At 66.6% G+C, this 14,576-nt stretch carries 26 protein-coding genes; all 26 read right to left on the bottom strand.

Features of this window, described 5'->3' with window-relative positions:
- Nucleotide 1 precedes the first annotated feature (1 nt).
- Nucleotides 2–853, bottom strand: coding sequence for a tRNA pseudouridine(38-40) synthase TruA (gene truA, locus ACH4EB_RS14665; RefSeq protein ID WP_398347796.1), 852 nt, complete (start codon nucleotides 851–853; stop codon nucleotides 2–4).
- Nucleotides 854–926: 73 nt separating this feature from the next.
- On the bottom strand, nucleotides 927–1,421 hold the full coding sequence (gene rplQ / locus ACH4EB_RS14660) for a 50S ribosomal protein L17 (protein WP_398347795.1): 495 nt from the start codon (nucleotides 1,419–1,421) through the stop codon (nucleotides 927–929).
- Nucleotides 1,422–1,648: 227 nt separating this feature from the next.
- Nucleotides 1,649–2,671 carry a DNA-directed RNA polymerase subunit alpha gene (locus tag ACH4EB_RS14655; RefSeq protein ID WP_003956430.1) on the bottom strand — a complete coding sequence of 341 codons (1,023 nt, stop codon included), beginning with the start codon at nucleotides 2,669–2,671 and terminating at the stop codon, nucleotides 1,649–1,651.
- Nucleotides 2,672–2,869: 198 nt separating this feature from the next.
- Complete coding sequence (gene rpsK, locus ACH4EB_RS14650) at nucleotides 2,870–3,274, bottom strand: 30S ribosomal protein S11 (protein ID WP_004571845.1); 405 nt, start codon at nucleotides 3,272–3,274, stop codon at nucleotides 2,870–2,872.
- 60 nt (nucleotides 3,275–3,334) lie between these two features.
- Complete coding sequence (rpsM, locus tag ACH4EB_RS14645) at nucleotides 3,335–3,715, bottom strand: 30S ribosomal protein S13 (RefSeq protein WP_004571844.1); 381 nt, start codon at nucleotides 3,713–3,715, stop codon at nucleotides 3,335–3,337.
- 206 nt (nucleotides 3,716–3,921) lie between these two features.
- On the bottom strand, nucleotides 3,922–4,035 hold the full coding sequence (gene rpmJ, locus ACH4EB_RS14640; RefSeq protein WP_003956441.1) for a 50S ribosomal protein L36: 114 nt from the start codon (nucleotides 4,033–4,035) through the stop codon (nucleotides 3,922–3,924).
- Between the two features lie 59 nt (nucleotides 4,036–4,094).
- Nucleotides 4,095–4,316: a translation initiation factor IF-1 gene (gene infA / locus ACH4EB_RS14635; RefSeq protein ID WP_003956442.1), complete on the bottom strand. Its 222-nt coding sequence runs from the start codon at nucleotides 4,314–4,316 to the stop codon at nucleotides 4,095–4,097.
- A 180-nt stretch (nucleotides 4,317–4,496) separates the two neighbouring features.
- Nucleotides 4,497–5,333 (bottom strand): type I methionyl aminopeptidase, encoded by an 837-nt coding sequence (gene map, locus ACH4EB_RS14630; protein ID WP_398347794.1) that lies wholly within the window; start codon nucleotides 5,331–5,333, stop codon nucleotides 4,497–4,499.
- A gap of 128 nt (nucleotides 5,334–5,461) precedes the next feature.
- Entirely contained in the window at nucleotides 5,462–6,112 is a 651-nt protein-coding gene (locus ACH4EB_RS14625; RefSeq protein WP_398347793.1) for an adenylate kinase, read from the bottom strand.
- Nucleotides 6,112–7,425 (bottom strand): preprotein translocase subunit SecY, encoded by a 1,314-nt coding sequence (secY, locus tag ACH4EB_RS14620; RefSeq protein WP_398347792.1) that lies wholly within the window; start codon nucleotides 7,423–7,425, stop codon nucleotides 6,112–6,114. Before secY ends, ACH4EB_RS14625 begins: the two co-directional genes overlap by 1 nt.
- A 234-nt stretch (nucleotides 7,426–7,659) precedes the next feature.
- A complete protein-coding gene (gene rplO / locus ACH4EB_RS14615) occupies nucleotides 7,660–8,115 on the bottom strand; it encodes a 50S ribosomal protein L15 (RefSeq protein WP_030016979.1) in 456 nt (151 codons plus the stop codon).
- A 1-nt stretch (nucleotide 8,116) separates the two neighbouring features.
- Nucleotides 8,117–8,299: a 50S ribosomal protein L30 gene (gene rpmD, locus ACH4EB_RS14610; protein WP_030016980.1), complete on the bottom strand. Its 183-nt coding sequence runs from the start codon at nucleotides 8,297–8,299 to the stop codon at nucleotides 8,117–8,119.
- On the bottom strand, nucleotides 8,299–8,904 hold the full coding sequence (gene rpsE / locus ACH4EB_RS14605; RefSeq protein WP_030016981.1) for a 30S ribosomal protein S5: 606 nt from the start codon (nucleotides 8,902–8,904) through the stop codon (nucleotides 8,299–8,301). The genes rpmD and rpsE overlap by 1 nt, the downstream gene beginning before the upstream one ends.
- A gap of 46 nt (nucleotides 8,905–8,950) precedes the next feature.
- Nucleotides 8,951–9,334, bottom strand: a complete 384-nt coding sequence (gene rplR, locus ACH4EB_RS14600; RefSeq protein WP_030375637.1) for a 50S ribosomal protein L18 — start codon at nucleotides 9,332–9,334, stop codon at nucleotides 8,951–8,953.
- A 3-nt stretch (nucleotides 9,335–9,337) separates the two neighbouring features.
- Nucleotides 9,338–9,877 (bottom strand): 50S ribosomal protein L6, encoded by a 540-nt coding sequence (rplF, locus tag ACH4EB_RS14595; RefSeq protein ID WP_398347791.1) that lies wholly within the window; start codon nucleotides 9,875–9,877, stop codon nucleotides 9,338–9,340.
- Nucleotides 9,878–9,899: 22 nt separating this feature from the next.
- Nucleotides 9,900–10,298 (bottom strand): 30S ribosomal protein S8, encoded by a 399-nt coding sequence (gene rpsH, locus ACH4EB_RS14590; RefSeq protein WP_227046489.1) that lies wholly within the window; start codon nucleotides 10,296–10,298, stop codon nucleotides 9,900–9,902.
- 265 nt (nucleotides 10,299–10,563) lie between these two features.
- On the bottom strand, nucleotides 10,564–10,749 hold the full coding sequence (locus tag ACH4EB_RS14585) for a type Z 30S ribosomal protein S14 (protein WP_004571834.1): 186 nt from the start codon (nucleotides 10,747–10,749) through the stop codon (nucleotides 10,564–10,566).
- A 2-nt stretch (nucleotides 10,750–10,751) separates the two neighbouring features.
- A complete protein-coding gene (rplE, locus tag ACH4EB_RS14580) occupies nucleotides 10,752–11,312 on the bottom strand; it encodes a 50S ribosomal protein L5 (protein WP_398347790.1) in 561 nt (186 codons plus the stop codon).
- On the bottom strand, nucleotides 11,312–11,635 hold the full coding sequence (rplX, locus tag ACH4EB_RS14575) for a 50S ribosomal protein L24 (RefSeq protein WP_031003050.1): 324 nt from the start codon (nucleotides 11,633–11,635) through the stop codon (nucleotides 11,312–11,314). The genes rplE and rplX overlap by 1 nt, the downstream gene beginning before the upstream one ends.
- 3 nt (nucleotides 11,636–11,638) lie before the next feature.
- Entirely contained in the window at nucleotides 11,639–12,007 is a 369-nt protein-coding gene (rplN, locus tag ACH4EB_RS14570) for a 50S ribosomal protein L14 (protein ID WP_003974257.1), read from the bottom strand.
- A gap of 131 nt (nucleotides 12,008–12,138) precedes the next feature.
- On the bottom strand, nucleotides 12,139–12,420 hold the full coding sequence (rpsQ, locus tag ACH4EB_RS14565) for a 30S ribosomal protein S17 (RefSeq protein WP_030589651.1): 282 nt from the start codon (nucleotides 12,418–12,420) through the stop codon (nucleotides 12,139–12,141).
- Complete coding sequence (gene rpmC / locus ACH4EB_RS14560; protein WP_030016986.1) at nucleotides 12,420–12,644, bottom strand: 50S ribosomal protein L29; 225 nt, start codon at nucleotides 12,642–12,644, stop codon at nucleotides 12,420–12,422. The genes rpsQ and rpmC overlap by 1 nt, the downstream gene beginning before the upstream one ends.
- Entirely contained in the window at nucleotides 12,644–13,063 is a 420-nt protein-coding gene (rplP, locus tag ACH4EB_RS14555; protein WP_004571829.1) for a 50S ribosomal protein L16, read from the bottom strand. The genes rpmC and rplP overlap by 1 nt, the downstream gene beginning before the upstream one ends.
- Before the next feature lie 5 nt (nucleotides 13,064–13,068).
- Nucleotides 13,069–13,899, bottom strand: a complete 831-nt coding sequence (rpsC, locus tag ACH4EB_RS14550) for a 30S ribosomal protein S3 (RefSeq protein ID WP_030016987.1) — start codon at nucleotides 13,897–13,899, stop codon at nucleotides 13,069–13,071.
- On the bottom strand, nucleotides 13,899–14,246 hold the full coding sequence (rplV, locus tag ACH4EB_RS14545; RefSeq protein ID WP_006604878.1) for a 50S ribosomal protein L22: 348 nt from the start codon (nucleotides 14,244–14,246) through the stop codon (nucleotides 13,899–13,901). The genes rpsC and rplV overlap by 1 nt, the downstream gene beginning before the upstream one ends.
- 44 nt (nucleotides 14,247–14,290) lie before the next feature.
- Nucleotides 14,291–14,572 (bottom strand): 30S ribosomal protein S19, encoded by a 282-nt coding sequence (gene rpsS, locus ACH4EB_RS14540; protein ID WP_030016988.1) that lies wholly within the window; start codon nucleotides 14,570–14,572, stop codon nucleotides 14,291–14,293.
- Between the last annotated feature and the right edge of the window lie 4 nt (nucleotides 14,573–14,576).

Genomic DNA, 14,576 nt, shown 5'->3' with positions numbered 1-14,576 from the left:
CTCAGCAGCAGCCGCCCCCCGGCAGGGTCCGTTTGTTGCGAGCCTCCTTGTTACGGGCCATGAGCAGGTCGTCCGCCGGATAGCCGACCTCCTCCAGGGTCAGCCCGTGCGGCCGTACGACGTGCACCGCCGAGTCCCGCACCCCGGCCGCCAGCACCTTCCCCGGCCAGTCCACCGGCCGGTGCCCGTCCCCCACGAACAGCAGCGCGCCCACCAGCGACCGCACCATGTTGTGGCAGAAGGCGTCCGCCTTGACCGTCGCGGTGACGATCCCGTCCGCGTCCCGCACCCAGCTCAGCGTCTGCAACGTGCGGATCGTCGTGGCACCCTCGCGCCGCTTGCAGTACGCCGCGAAGTCGTGCTCCCCCAGCAGCTCGCGCGACGCCTCGTTCATCGCGTCCACGTCCAGGTCCCAGTCGTGCCACAGCACATGGCCGCGCAGCAGCGGATCGACCCCGCCCGGGTGGTCGGTCACCCGGTAGGCGTACCGCCGCCAGATCGCCGAGAACCGCGCGTTGAACCCGTACGGCGCCTCGGCCACCCGCCACACCCGTACGTCCTTCGGCAGCCGCCCGGCCAGCCGCCGCAGCAGCTTGTCCGCGTGCTCGGCCCACAGCTCCGCCGGCAGATCCACGTGCGCCACCTGCCCGCGCGCGTGCACCCCGGCGTCCGTCCGCCCCGCCACGGTCAGCTCGTACGTCTCGGCCGACCGCGTCACCGTCCGCAGCGCGGTCTCCAGCTCCTCCTGGACCGTGCGCCGCGCCCGCTGCTTCGCCCAGCCCGAGAAGTCCTTCCCGTCGTACGAAAGGTCCAGCCGCACCCGTACGAACCCGGGCTCCACTTCATCGCTCACGCGTGCATCCTCTCAAGCGGAACGGGCCCGCCCCCCTGAGGGGAGCGGGCCCGTCCGGTGGCCTGTGTCAGGCTCAGGCGTCCTTCGACTCCTCGGCCGGGGCCTCGGCGGCCTCGCCCTTGGTGTCCTCGGCCTTGGCGGCCTCGTCGGACTCCTTCACCGCGCGCTTGGTCGCGGCCTCGGCCTCGGCAACGGTGGCCTTCTTGGCGATCTCGCCCTCGACCAGCTCGATGACGGCCATCGGGGCATTGTCGCCACGACGGTTGCCGATCTTGGTGATGCGGGTGTAACCACCCGGACGCTCCGCGAAGCGCGGCGCGATCTCCGTGAAGAGCGTGTGCACGACGCTCTTGTCCGAGATGAGCTGCATGACCTGACGGCGGTTGTGCAGGTCACCCTTCTTCGCCTTGGTCACCAGACGCTCGGCGTACGGACGCAGACGACGGGCCTTGGCCTCGGTCGTCGTGATGCGGCCGTGCTCGAACAGCGCGGTGGCCAGGTTGCGCAGCATGAGACGCTCGTGCGCTGCGCTGCCGCCCAGACGGGCGCCCTTGGCGGGCTTCGGCATGGTATTTCTCCTTCATCGCTGCACCGGCCGTATCAGGTACCGGTGTCAGTTCCCACGAGGCGGATGCCACGTGGAAGATATTTCGCGCCGCCTGCGGCCTGTTCCATCGTGCCGGACCAGGCCAGAACAAGCCCGTCCGGCGATTGAGGACGAGGCCGCAGGCGGGATAAAGCCTGCACCCCGGCGGCGGGCCGGCCGACACGTCAGCCACCCCGCCGCAGGCGGGCTCAGTACTGCTCGGTCTCCACGAACCCGGCGTCCGCGTCATCGTCGGCGCCGAAGGCGTCAGCGGCAGCCGTCGGGTCGAACCCGGGAGGCGAGTCCTTCAGGGCCAGACCCATGCCGGCCAGCTTCGCCTTGACCTCGTCGATCGACTTCGCACCGAAGTTGCGGATGTCGAGCAGGTCCGCCTCGGAGCGGGCCACCAGCTCGCCCACCGAGTGGATGCCCTCGCGCTTGAGGCAGTTGTACGACCGAACGGTGAGCTCCAGCTCCTCGATCGGCAGCGCCAGGTCGGCGGCCAGGGCGGCGTCCGTCGGCGACGGGCCCATGTCGATGCCCTCGGCGTCGATGTTGAGCTCGCGCGCCAGACCGAACAGCTCGACCAGCGTCTTGCCGGCCGAAGCCATCGCGTCCCGCGGACGCATGGCCTGCTTGGTCTCGACGTCGACGATCAGCTTGTCGAAGTCGGTGCGCTGCTCGACACGGGTCGCCTCGACCTTGTACGTGACCTTGAGCACCGGCGAGTAGATGGAGTCGACCGGGATACGGCCGATCTCCTGGCCGACCTGCTTGTTCTGCACGGCGGAGACGTAGCCGCGACCGCGCTCGACGGTCAGCTCCATCTCCAGCTTGCCCTTGCCGTTGAGCGTGGCGAGGACCAGGTCGGGGTTGTGCACCTCGACACCGGCCGGCGGGGCGATGTCCGCGGCGGTGACCAGGCCGGGGCCCTGCTTGCGCAGGTACATCACGACCGGCTCGTCGTGCTCCGAGGAGACGACGAGCTGCTTGATGTTGAGGATGAGGTCGGTGACGTCCTCCTTGACGCCCGGCACGGTGGTGAACTCGTGCAGGACACCGTCGATACGGATGGACGTGACCGCCGCACCCGGGATCGAGGAGAGGAGCGTACGACGCAGGGAGTTGCCGAGGGTGTAGCCGAAGCCCGGCTCCAGCGGCTCGATCACGAACCGGGAGCGGTATTCGTCGACGACCTCTTCGGTCAGCGAGGGGCGCTGAGCGATCAGCATGAGGTGTTTCGCCTTCCAGTCTTGGCACCCGCTATTTGATGCCAGCCTGCGCCGGACGGTGGTCCGGCGGTTTCTACAAGGGTACGGGCGGCACGGCGCGGCTCCCAGGAGTCGCGGCGTACCGCCCGAAAAGTGCCCGGTGACGGCCCGCGCCGGAGCGCGGACCGACAGGCTGCGGCCGGTACCGGCCGCGCGACGTCAGACGCGACGGCGCTTGGGCGGACGGCAGCCGTTGTGCGGCGTGGGGGTGACGTCCTGGATCGAGCCGACCTCGAGGCCGGTGGCCTGGAGGGAGCGGATCGCGGTCTCACGGCCGGAGCCGGGACCCTTGACGAAGACGTCGACCTTGCGCATGCCGTGCTCCTGCGCGCGGCGGGCGGCCGACTCGGCCGCCATCTGCGCGGCGAACGGCGTGGACTTGCGCGAGCCCTTGAAGCCCACGTGGCCCGCCGAGGCCCAGGAGATCACGTTGCCCGTGGGGTCGGTGATCGAGACGATGGTGTTGTTGAACGTGCTCTTGATGTGAGCGTGCCCGTGGGCGACGTTCTTCTTCTCCTTGCGGCGCACCTTCTTGGCGCCGGCCGTACGGCCCTTCGGAGGCATGTATTACTCCCGTGGAGGTGGTCGGTCCTACAGGGACCGCTGAACAGCGTCCGCTGAGGACTACTTCTTGCCCGGCTTCTTCTTGCCGGCGATCGCGCGACGCGGGCCCTTGCGGGTACGGGCGTTCGTGCTGGTGCGCTGACCGTGCACCGGCAGACCGCGGCGGTGACGCAGACCCTGGTAGCAGCCGATCTCGACCTTGCGGCGAATGTCGGCCTGGATCTCGCGACGGAGGTCACCCTCGGTCTTGAGGTTGTTGTCCACGTACTCGCGGATCTTGACCAAGTCTTCCTCGGCCAGGTCGCGAACGCGGGTGTCCGGGTTCACGCCGGTGGCGGCGAGGGTCTGCTGCGACAGGGTGCGCCCGATGCCGAAGACGTAGGTGAGGGCGACCTCGACGCGCTTGTCGCGCGGGAGATCAACGCCTGCGAGGCGTGCCATTTATAGGCTCCTGAGGTATTCGGAGGTCTTCCGCAGCACCGTTCCCGTAAGACTCTTGAGCATTACGAGCCGGGTCCCCGGCCTCCGAGCCGGGGGTGTCGTCCCCACGTGAGCGAACACGAGGGGTCGGGTGTCTGCGTATGTACGTATTACTGTGCGTTTGCGTCGCGCGAAGATACTGCGAAATGCAGAAAGGTCGGCGTGCTTCAGCCCTGGCGCTGCTTGTGGCGCAGGTTGTCGCAGATCACCATGACCCGGCCGTGGCGGCGGATCACCTTGCACTTGTCGCAGATCTTCTTGACGCTCGGCTTGACCTTCATGGGATGTGAGGTTCTCCGGGTCAGTGCCGCCACCCCACGGGAGGGGGCGTCGACAAGATCTACTTGTAGCGGTAGACGATCCGCCCACGCGTCAGGTCGTAGGGAGAAAGCTCCACGACGACCCGGTCATCCGGAAGGATACGGATGTAGTGCATCCGCATCTTGCCGCTGATGTGCGCGAGGACCTTGTGACCGTTCTGAAGCTCCACCTTGAACATCGCGTTCGGGAGGGACTCGATCACGGTGCCCTCGATTTCGATGGCACCTTGCTTCTTGGCCACGCTTCGCCCTTCGAATCGGCTACCTTGATCGACTACGTGCGGATGCATACCCGGTAAACAGGCACACGGATGCACGACAGCCGACGCGTCAGTCTACGTCAGCGTTCCCGAAAAGACGAATCCACGATTATTGCCCACGGACAGTGATCGTTACGCCTCGGGCCCCGGCCGGGAGCGGGGTCAGGCCAGCGGGTCGGGGGCGGCCTCGATGCCCAGTTCCGCCAGCTTCGCCTTGCCGCCGTCGGGAGCGGTCAGCACCAGCGGGCCCTGCTCGGTCAGCGCGACCGAGTGCTCCCAGTGCGAGGACCAGCCGCCGTCGTTCGACTTGACCGTCCAGTCGTCCTCCAGGACGTGGGTCTTGGCCGTACCCAGGTTGACCATGGGCTCGATGGCGATGCAGAAGCCCGGGACCAGCTTCGGGCCGCGGCCGCGCTTGCGGTCGACGTAGTTCAGCAGGTGCGGGTCCATGTGCATCTGCGAGCCGATGCCGTGGCCGCCGTAGTCCTCGACGATGCCGTACTTGCCGTTGGCCGGGCGCGGCTGCCGGCGGATGTAGCCCTCGATCGCCTTGGAGATGTCGACCAGGCGGTTGCCCTTGCGGACGGCCGCGATGCCGGCCCACATGGACTCCTCGGTCACCCGGCTCAGCTCGACCAGCTCCGGAGCGTGACCGGAGCCCACGAACGCGGTGTACGCCGCGTCGCCGTGCCAGCCGTCGATGATGGCGCCGCAGTCGATGGAGATGATGTCACCGTCCGCGAGGACGGTCTCGGTGTCGGGGATGCCGTGGACGACGACGTCGTTGACCGACGTGCAGATCGTCGCGGGGAAGCCGCCGTACCCGAGGAAGTTCGACTTGGCGCCGTGCTCGGCCAGCACCTTGCGCGCGGCGTCGTCCAGGTCCTTGGTGGTGGCGCCGGGCACCGCCACCTCACGGGTGGCCGCGTGGATGGCGGCGACCACCAGCCCCGCCTCGCGCATCTTCGCGATCTGCTCGGGGGTCTTGATCTCCACCATGGGGGCTTACGCCTTCCTCAAACCGACTACTACGACGCTGCTACGGCGGCACACAGCCGCCCCATACACGATACGGCCGCGGCCCCCGTGCGGGGCACCGCGGCCGTATGCGTGCTCTTCGTGCCTGGTCAGGCCTTGCCGAGCGCGCCCATCGCACGCTGGGTGACCTCTTCGACCTTGCCGAGGGCCGGGATCGTGACGACCAGGTCCTGGGCCTTGTAGTGGTCAATGATCGGCTCGGTCTCCGTGTGGTAGACCTCCAGCCGCTTGCGGACGGTCTCCTCGCGGTCGTCCTCGCGCTGGTACAGGTCTCCGCCGCAGATGTCGCAGACGCCCTCGGTCTTCGGCTTGTGGTAGTCCACGTGGAAGACGTGACTGCTGTCGTTGCGGCAGATCCGGCGGCCGGCGATCCGCTTGACGACCTCGTCCTCGGGGACCTCCAGGTCCAGGACGGCGTCCAGCTTCACGCCCTGGTCCTTGAGGTAGCCGTCCAGCGCCTCGGCCTGGCCGAGGTTGCGCGGGAAGCCGTCCAGCAGGAAGCCGTGCCGGCCGTCCTCCTGGTTCAGCCGGTCCTCGGCCATCGCGATCGTCACCGAGTCGGGGACCAGGTTGCCCGCGTCCATGTAGGACTTCGCCTCTTTGCCGAGGTCCGTGCCCTGGCTGATGTTGGCGCGGAACAGGTCGCCCGTGGAGATGTGCGGGATCGAGAGGTTCTTGGCGAGGTACGCGGCCTGCGTACCCTTGCCTGCCCCAGGAGGCCCGACGAGGACGATTCGCATCAGCGGAGGAACCCTTCGTAGTTGCGCTGCTGGAGCTGGCTCTCGATCTGCTTCACGGTCTCCAGACCCACACCCACGATGATCAGGATGCTCGTCCCGCCGAACGGGAAGTTCTGGTTGGCCTTGAACAGCACCAACGCCACGGTGGGCACCAGCGCGATCAGACCCAGGTACAGCGAGCCCGGCCACGTGATCCGGTTGAGCACGTAGCTGAGGTACTCGGCCGTGGGGCGACCGGCCCGGATCCCCGGGATGAAGCCACCATACTTCTTCATGTTGTCGGCAACTTCTTCGGGGTTGAAGGAGATGGCGACGTAGAAGAACGCGAAGAAGACGATCAGCAGGAAGTACGTGACGATGTAGACCGGGTGGTTGCCCTTGGTGAAGTTGGTTTCGATCCAGGTCGCCCAGCCGGCCTTGGAGCCGCTGAACTGTGCCACCAGGGCCGGGATGTAGAGCAGCGACGAAGCGAAGATGACGGGGATCACACCCGCCTGGTTCACCTTGAGCGGGATGTAGGTGGACGTACCGCCGTACGAGCGACGTCCGATCATCCGCTTGGCGTACTGCACGGGGATCCGCCGCTGGGCCTGCTCGACGAAGACCACCAGGGCGACCATCGCCAGACCCACCACGATGACGGAGAAGAACTCGATCCAGCCGTCGGCGAGCTTGCCGGACATCTTGATCTGCCACAGCGAGCCGGGGAAGCCGGCCGCGATACCGACGAACATCAGGATCGACATGCCGTTGCCGATGCCGCGGTCGGTCACCAGCTCACCGAGCCACATGACCATGGCCGTACCGGCGGTCATCGTGATCACCATGGTGATCGTCGTGAAGATCGTGTCGCTCGGGACGATCTCGCTGGCGACGGGGCAGCCCTGGAACAGCGCACCGCTCTTGGCGGTGGCGACCAGGCCGGTGCCCTGGAGGACCGCGAGCGCGACGGTCAGGTACCGGGTGTACTGAGTGATCTTCGCCTGTCCGGACTGGCCCTCTTTCTTGAGGGCCTCCAGACGGGGGATGACCACGGTCAGGAGCTGGAGGATGATGCTCGCCGTGATGTACGGCATGATCCCCAGCGCGAAGATCGTGATTTGGAGCAGCGCACCACCGCTGAACATGTTCACCAGGCCGAAGAGACCGCCGTTGGCGCCGGCCTGCTTCATGCAGGTGTCGACATTGGAGTAGTTCACCCCGGGCACCGGAACATGCGCTCCGAGCCGGTAGACGAGCACGATGCCCAATGTGAACAGCAGCTTCTTGCGCAGGTCGGGCGTCTTGAACGCTCGGGCGAACGCGGTGAGCACGGTGCCTCCTGCGCCTCCCGCCTCTGGAGCGAGAGGTGACGGTCTTGAGGATGACGGATACAAAGCGGCCAAAACCGCGCAGACATCAGCCCACGCGGCGGGGGCCCGGGGGAAGAACCCCCGGAAAATACAGCAACAGTGCACGCCACCTTACCGGCGACCACGCCCCCCTTGGAACGACCGACCGGGGATGCCCCAATACGTGGGCATCCCCGGTCAGTTGATTCACTGAACTCAGATGAGTTCGGTGACGCTGCCACCGGCAGCGGTGATCTTCTCCTTGGCGGAGCCGGAGACGGAGTCCACCGTCACCGTCAGCGCCACGGAGATCTCGCCCTGGCCCAGGACCTTGACGAGCTCGTTCTTGCGCACCGCGCCCTTGGCGACCAGGTCGGTCACCGTGACCTCGCCACCCTGCGGGTAGAGCGCGGCCAGCTTGTCCAGGTTCACGACCTGGAACTGCTTGTGGGCGGGGTTCTTGAAGCCCTTCAGCTTCGGGAGGCGCATGTGCAGCGGCATCTGGCCGCCCTCGAAGCGCTCCGGAACCTGGTAACGGGCCTTCGTGCCCTTGGTACCACGACCTGCGGTCTTACCCTTGGACGCCTCACCACGACCCACACGGGTCTTGGCGGTCTTGGCGCCCGGGGCAGGACGGAGGTTGTGGACCTTCAGCGGGTTGTTCTCCGCCATGTCAGTCGACCTCCTCGACCGTCACGAGGTGGCGCACGGTGTGAACCATGCCGCGGTACTCGGGGCGGTCTTCCTTGACAACCACGTCGTTGATCTTCTTGAGACCGAGCGAACGCAGGGTGTCGCGGTGGTTCTGCTTGCTGCCGATGATGGACTTGGTCTGCGTGATCTTGAGCGAAGCCATTACGCGTTCACCCCGGCACGCGCCCGCAGCAGAGCGGCGGGAGCAACGTCCTCCAGCGGCAGGCCACGGCGGGCAGCGATCTCCTCGGGCCGCTGAAGGCCCTGGAGCGCGGCGCGCGTGGCGTGCACGATGTTGATCGGGTTCGACGAACCGAGCGACTTGCTCAGCACGTCGTGGATGCCCGCGCACTCCAGAACGGCGCGCACCGGGCCACCGGCGATCACACCGGTACCGGGGGAAGCCGGCTTGAGCAGGACGACGCCCGCAGCCTCTTCGCCCTGGATCGGGTGCGGGATGGTGCCGCCGATACGGGGGACCTTGAAGAAGTGCTTCTTGGCCTCCTCGACGCCCTTGGCGATGGCGGCCGGCACCTCCTTGGCCTTGCCGTAACCGACGCCCACGGTGCCGTCACCGTCACCCACCACGACCAGCGCGGTGAAGCTGAAGCGACGACCACCCTTCACAACCTTGGCGACACGGTTGATTGCGACAACACGCTCGACGTAGGCGGTCTTCTCGGCAGCAGCGCCGCCGTCCCGCCGGTCCTTACGGTCCCGCCGCTCGCCGCCACCGGCACCGCTCCCGCGGCGCTGGGGTCCAGCCATTGGAATTACCTCTCTCTGTTACGTCCGCTAGCTACGGAACCGGGGCTTAGAACTTCAGCCCGGCTTCGCGGGCGGCGTCGGCCAGAGCGGCAATCCGCCCGGCGTACTGCTTGCCACCACGGTCGAACACGACGGCCTCGACGCCGGCGGCCTTGGCGCGCTCGGCGACCAGGGATCCGACCTGCTTGGCCAGGTCCGTCTTGTTGCCCTCGCCACCACGGATCGACGCGTCCAGGGTCGACGCCGACGCCAGGGTGTGACCCTTGATGTCGTCGATGACCTGGGCGGTGATACCGCGGTTGGACCGCGTCACGACCAGACGCGGACGCTCCGGCGTACCCGAGATCCGCTTACGGATGCGGATGTGGCGACGCTTCGCGGCGGCGCGCTTGTAGGCGTCGCCCTTCGCGACCTTCACACCGTATGCCATGGCTTACTTACCAGCCTTTCCGACCTTGCGGCGGATGACCTCGCCGGCGTACTTGACGCCCTTGGCCTTGTACGGGTCGGGCTTGCGCAGCTTGCGGATGTTCGCGGCGACCTCGCCGACCTTCTGCTTGTCGATGCCCTCGACGCTCAGCTTGGTCGGGGACTCGACCTTGAACGAGATGCCCTCGGGCGCCTCGACCAGGATCGGGTGGCTGTAACCGAGCGAGAACTCCAGGTTGGAGCCCTTCGCCTGGACGCGGTAACCGACACCGCTGATCTCGAGCGCCTTAGTGAATCCCTGGGTCACGCCGGTGATCATGTTCGCCACCAGCGTGCGGGACAGGCCGTGCAGGGCCTTGTTCTGACGCTCGTCGTTGGGGCGGGTGACGCTGATGACGCCGTCCTCACCCTTGGCGACCTCGATGGGCGCGGCGACGGTGTGCTGCAGGGAGCCCTTGGGACCCTTCACCGAAACCGTGCGGCCGTCGATGGTGACGTCCACACCAGCGGGAACCTGGATGGGCAGCTTGCCAATACGCGACATTAGCTATTCCTCCGTTCCCGAATTACCAGACGTAGGCGAGAACTTCTCCGCCTACGCCCTTCTTGCTGGCCTGCTGACCGGTGAGGAGACCGTGCGACGTGGAGATGATCGCCACGCCCAGGCCGCCGAGCACCTTCGGCAGGTTGGTGGACTTTGCGTAGACCCGCAGGCCCGGCTTCGAGATGCGCTTGATGCCGGCGATCGAGCGCTCGCGGTTCGGACCGAACTTCAGCTCGAGGGTGAGGTTCTTGCCGACCTCGGCGTCCTCGACCTTCCAGCCGGTGATGTAACCCTCCTGCTGGAGGATCTCCGCGATGTGCGACTTGATCTTGCTGTGCGGCATCACGACGGTGTCGTGGTACGCCGAGTTCGCGTTCCGCAGACGCGTGAGCATGTCTGCGATGGGGTCAGTCATGGTCATGAATTGGCCTTCGGCCTCTCTCGCCGGGGTTTCCTGTATGCGCCATCCCTCTCCCCGATCAGGGTCGGGACGGGTGCGGCGCGGGGACCTTCGGCGTAGTAAGTCGTTCCTGGGCGGCGGGCGCCCAACCCTTCTACCCTACGGGATCAAAGGGCGGGCCCCCGCCGAACAGATGCTTACCGAGAGACTCCGGAACCACCCTCGTGATTCCTGCTGTCCACCGGGCGCCCCCAAGGGCGCTGGTCGGACGAGCGGGAGGGGGTGTTTACCAGGAGCTCTTGGTCACGCCCGGCAGCTCGCCACGGTGAGCCATCTCACGGAGGCACACGCGGCACAGGCCGAACTTGCGGTAGACGGAGTGCGGCCGGCCGCAGCGCTGGCAACGCGTGTACGCGCGCACAGCGAACTTCGGCTTGCGGGCCGCCTTAGCGATCAGAGCCTTCTTCGCCACGGTCAGTTCTCCTTGAACGGGAAGCCGAGGTGACGAAGCAGGGCACGGCCCTCATCGTCGTTGGACGCCGTGGTGACCACGGTGATGTCCATGCCCCGCTGCCGGTCGATCTTGTCCTGGTCGATCTCGTGGAACATCGCCTGCTCCGTGAGACCGAAGGTGTAGTTGCCCCGACCGTCGAACTGCTTCGGGGACAGACCACGGAAGTCGCGGATGCGCGGCAGCGCGAGCGACAGCAGGCGGTCCAGGAACTCCCACATGCGGTCACCGCGGAGGGTGACGTGGGCACCGATCGGCTGGCCCTCGCGCAGCTTGAACTGCGCGATGGACTTACGGGCCTTGGTGACGGCCGGCTTCTGGCCGGTGATCGTGGTGAGGTCCTTGATGGCACCCTCGATCAGCTTGGAGTCGCGGGCGGCGTCGCCCACACCCATGTTGACCACGATCTTGGTCAGACCGGGGATCTGCATGACGTTCTCGTAGGAGAACTCGTCCTTCAGCTTCCCGGCGATCTCTTCGCGGTAGCGCTGCTTGAGGCGCGGCGCGTTGGTGGTGGCAGTCATCAGATGTCCTCACCGGTCCGCTTGGCAACGCGGATCTTGTTGCCCTCTTCGTCGAAGCGGTACCCGACGCGGGTGACGACCTTGTTGCCGTCCTTCTCCACGACAAGCTGCACGTTGCTGACGTGGATGGGGGCCTCGGTCGTCACGATGCCGCCGGTCTTCGAGCCGCGAGCGGTCTGACCGGCCTTGGTGTGCTTCTTGACCCGGTTGACACCCTCGACCAGGACACGGTCCTCGCGGGGGAAGGCCGCGATGACCTTGCCCTGCTTGCCCTTGTCCTTGCCGGTGATGATCTGGACCAGGTCGCCCTTCTTGATCTTCATCGGTTACAGCACCTCCGGCGCGAGCGAGATGATCTTCATGAACTTCTTCTCGCGCAGCTCCCGGCCCACGGGGCCGAAGATACGGGTGCCGCGGGGGTCGCCATCGTTCTTGAGGATGACGGCCGCGTTCTCGTCGAAGCGGATGTACGAGCCGTCCGGACGGCGGCGCTCCTTGACGGTGCGAACGATGACCGCCTTGACGACGTCACCCTTCTTCACGTTGCCACCGGGGATCGCATCCTTGACGGTGGCGACGATGACGTCACCGATGCCCGCGTAGCGGCGGCCCGAACCACCGAGAACACGGATGGTGAGAATTTCCTTCGCACCCGTGTTGTCGGCGACCCGAAGCCGCGACTCCTGCTGGATCACGTCTATCTCCTGATCGTCTGCCGGTTCCCGGCGGGGGCCTCATTGCTGAGGCCCACCGCCGAGCCTGGCGGAACTGACCTGGGGGAAACCCCCCAGGCGGTATCTATGAAAATTCCCGAACGGGAATTTCCTTACTTGGCCTTCTCGAGGATCTCGACGATGCGCCAGCGCTTGCTCGCCGAAAGCGGACGCGTCTCCATCAGGAGGACGCGGTCGCCGACACCGGCAGCGTTCTGCTCGTCGTGCGCCTTGAGCTTGTTCGTACGGCGGATGACCTTGCCGTACAGCGCGTGCTTGACACGGTCCTCGACGGCGACGACGACGGTCTTGTCCATCTTGTCGCTGACGACCAGACCCTCGCGGGTCTTGCGGAAACCGCGCTCGTTCGTCTCAGTCACATTCTTCTCGCTCATCAGGCGCTCTCCACCGTTTCGATGCCGAGCTCGCGCTCCCGCATCAGGGTGTAGATCCGGGCGATGTCCTTGCGGACGGCCTTCAGCCGGCCGTGGTTCTCAAGCTGTCCGGTCGCCGCCTGGAAGCGGAGGTTGAACAGCTCCTCCTTGGCCTCACGAAGCTTCTTGACGAGGTCCTCGCCATTCAGCTCGCGCAGCTCGGTCGCCTTGGTACCGGCCGCCATCACGACTCACCTGCCTCGCGCCGCACGATGCGGCACTTCATCGGAAGCTTGTGGGCGGCGCGGGTCAGCGCCTCCTTCGCAACCTTTTCGTTCGGGAAGGACAGCTCGAACATCACCCGTCCGGGCTTGACGTTCGCGACCCACCACTCCGGAGAACCCTTACCGGAACCCATGCGGGTCTCGGCCGGCTTCTTCGTCAGCGGGCGGTCCGGGTAAATGTTGATCCAAACCTTGCCGCCACGCTTGATGTGACGGGTCATGGCGATACGAGCGGACTCGATCTGCCGGTTCGTCACGTAGGCGGGGGTCACGGCCTGAATGCCGTACTCACCGAAGGCAAGCTCGGTGCCACCCTTGGCCATACCGTTGCGCTTCGGGTGGTGCTGCTTGCGGTGCTTGACCCTGCGAGGGATCAGCATGTCGGTCAGCCCTCCGTTCCGGTGCTCTCAGCAGCCGGAGCAGCGGCAGCGGCCTCGGCCTTGGGGGCCTCGGCAGCGGCGTTCTGCTGCGGCTTGCGGCCGCCACGGCCGCCACGCTCGCCACCGCGGCGCGGGCGGTCGTTGCCGCCTCCACCACGGGCCGGGCGGTTGCCCGCACGGGCGGCGGCGTTCTCGGCGCGGACCTCGGCGATGTTCTTGACGTCGCCCTTGTAGATCCAGACCTTCACACCGATACGGCCGAAGGTGGTCTTGGCCTCGAAGAAGCCGTAGTCGACGTTGGCGCGGAGCGTGTGCAGGGGCACGCGGCCCTCGCGGTAGAACTCCGAGCGCGACATCTCGGCGCCGCCGAGACGGCCACCACACTGGATCTTGATGCCCTTGGCGCCGGCCTTCATCGTCGACTGCATGCTCTTGCGCATGGCGCGACGGAAGGAGACGCGGGAGGAGAGCTGCTCGGCGACGGCCTGGGCCACGAGCTGAGCATCGGTCTCGGGGTTCTTGACCTCGAGGATGTTGAGCTGGACCTGCTTGCCGGTCAGCTTCTCCAGTTCGCCGCGGATGCGGTCGGCCTCGGCGCCGCGGCGGCCGATGACGATGCCCGGACGAGCGGTGTGGATGTCGACGCGGACGCGCTCACGGGTGCGCTCGATCTCAACCTTCGAGATACCGGCGCGCTCCATGCCCTTCGTCATCATGCGACGAATGGCGACGTCTTCCTTGACGTAGTCCTTGTACAGCTTGTCGGCGTACCAGCGCGACTTGAAGTCGGTGGTGATGCCGAGCCGGAACCCGTGCGGGTTTACCTTCTGGCCCATTACCGGGTTCCTTCCTTGCTGCTGACGACCACGGTGATGTGGCTGGTCCGCTTGCGGATCCGGTAGGCACGGCCCTGGGCGCGCGGCCGGAACCGCTTCAGGGTCGGACCCTCGTCGACGTACGCCTCGGAAATGACGAGGCTGCCGGCGTCGGTGTGGTCGTAGTTGTGCGCCGCGTTGGCAATGGCGCTGTCCAGCACCTTGCCGACGGGCACGCTCGCGGCCTGCGGGGCGAAACGCAGGACCGCCTGAGCCTCCGTGGCATCCATGCCACGGATAAGGTCCACCACTCGGCGGGCCTTCATGGGCGTGACGCGGATGTACCGCGCCTGGGCCCTGGCTTCCATGGTTGTCCCTTCGGTGTCAGTCATAGTCTTCGCACTCCGGTCGATCAGCGACGACGCGACTTGCGGTCGTCCTTCTCGTGGCCGCGGAAGGTGCGGGTCGGCGCAAACTCGCCGAGCTTGTGGCCGACCATCGACTCGGTGACGAACACCGGGACGTGCTTGCGGCCGTCGTGCACCGCGATCGTGTGGCCGAGCATGGCCGGGACGATCATGGAGCGGCGGGACCAGGTCTTGATGACGTTCTTGGTGCCGGCTTCGTTCTGCGTGTCCACCTTCTTGCTCAGGTGGTCGTCGACGAAGGGCCCCTTCTTGAGACTACGCGGCATCTAA

Source organism: Streptomyces sp. NPDC018045 (assembly GCF_044327445.1).
Lineage (GTDB): Bacteria > Actinomycetota > Actinomycetes > Streptomycetales > Streptomycetaceae > Streptomyces.
This window is presented reverse-complemented; position numbering and strand designations above follow the sequence as displayed.

Excerpts from the sequence above, each read along its gene's own strand:
- rpmD (WP_030016980.1), bottom strand. The coding sequence starts at position 8,299 with ATGGCTTCGCTCAAGATCACGCAGACCAAGTCCATCATCGGCAGCAAG.
- rpmC (WP_030016986.1), bottom strand. The coding sequence starts at position 12,644 with ATGGCGGCCGGTACCAAGGCGACCGAGCTGCGCGAGCTGAATGGCGAG.
- rpsH (WP_227046489.1), bottom strand. The coding sequence starts at position 10,298 with ATGACCATGACTGACCCCATCGCAGACATGCTCACGCGTCTGCGGAAC.
- rpsE (WP_030016981.1), bottom strand. The coding sequence starts at position 8,904 with ATGGCTGGACCCCAGCGCCGCGGGAGCGGTGCCGGTGGCGGCGAGCGG.
- rpsQ (WP_030589651.1), bottom strand. The coding sequence starts at position 12,420 with ATGAGCGAGAAGAATGTGACTGAGACGAACGAGCGCGGTTTCCGCAAG.
- rplO (WP_030016979.1), bottom strand. The coding sequence starts at position 8,115 with ATGGCGGAGAACAACCCGCTGAAGGTCCACAACCTCCGTCCTGCCCCG.
- rpsM (WP_004571844.1), bottom strand. The coding sequence starts at position 3,715 with ATGGCACGCCTCGCAGGCGTTGATCTCCCGCGCGACAAGCGCGTCGAG.
- rplV (WP_006604878.1), bottom strand. The coding sequence starts at position 14,246 with ATGGAAGCCAGGGCCCAGGCGCGGTACATCCGCGTCACGCCCATGAAG.
- rpsS (WP_030016988.1), bottom strand. The coding sequence starts at position 14,572 with ATGCCGCGTAGTCTCAAGAAGGGGCCCTTCGTCGACGACCACCTGAGC.
- rpsK (WP_004571845.1), bottom strand. The coding sequence starts at position 3,274 with ATGCCTCCGAAGGGCCGTACGGCCGGCGCCAAGAAGGTGCGCCGCAAG.
- rplX (WP_031003050.1), bottom strand. The coding sequence starts at position 11,635 with ATGAAGATCAAGAAGGGCGACCTGGTCCAGATCATCACCGGCAAGGAC.
- rplE (WP_398347790.1), bottom strand. The coding sequence starts at position 11,312 with ATGACTGCCACCACCAACGCGCCGCGCCTCAAGCAGCGCTACCGCGAA.
- map (WP_398347794.1), bottom strand. The coding sequence starts at position 5,333 with ATGGTGGAGATCAAGACCCCCGAGCAGATCGCGAAGATGCGCGAGGCG.
- rplQ (WP_398347795.1), bottom strand. The coding sequence starts at position 1,421 with ATGCCGAAGCCCGCCAAGGGCGCCCGTCTGGGCGGCAGCGCAGCGCAC.
- rplR (WP_030375637.1), bottom strand. The coding sequence starts at position 9,334 with ATGGCATACGGTGTGAAGGTCGCGAAGGGCGACGCCTACAAGCGCGCC.
- rplF (WP_398347791.1), bottom strand. The coding sequence starts at position 9,877 with ATGTCGCGTATTGGCAAGCTGCCCATCCAGGTTCCCGCTGGTGTGGAC.
- ACH4EB_RS14655 (WP_003956430.1), bottom strand. The coding sequence starts at position 2,671 with ATGCTGATCGCTCAGCGCCCCTCGCTGACCGAAGAGGTCGTCGACGAA.
- ACH4EB_RS14625 (WP_398347793.1), bottom strand. The coding sequence starts at position 6,112 with ATGCGAATCGTCCTCGTCGGGCCTCCTGGGGCAGGCAAGGGTACGCAG.
- rplP (WP_004571829.1), bottom strand. The coding sequence starts at position 13,063 with ATGCTGATCCCTCGCAGGGTCAAGCACCGCAAGCAGCACCACCCGAAG.
- rpsC (WP_030016987.1), bottom strand. The coding sequence starts at position 13,899 with ATGGGCCAGAAGGTAAACCCGCACGGGTTCCGGCTCGGCATCACCACC.
- rpmJ (WP_003956441.1), bottom strand. The coding sequence starts at position 4,035 with ATGAAGGTCAAGCCGAGCGTCAAGAAGATCTGCGACAAGTGCAAGGTG.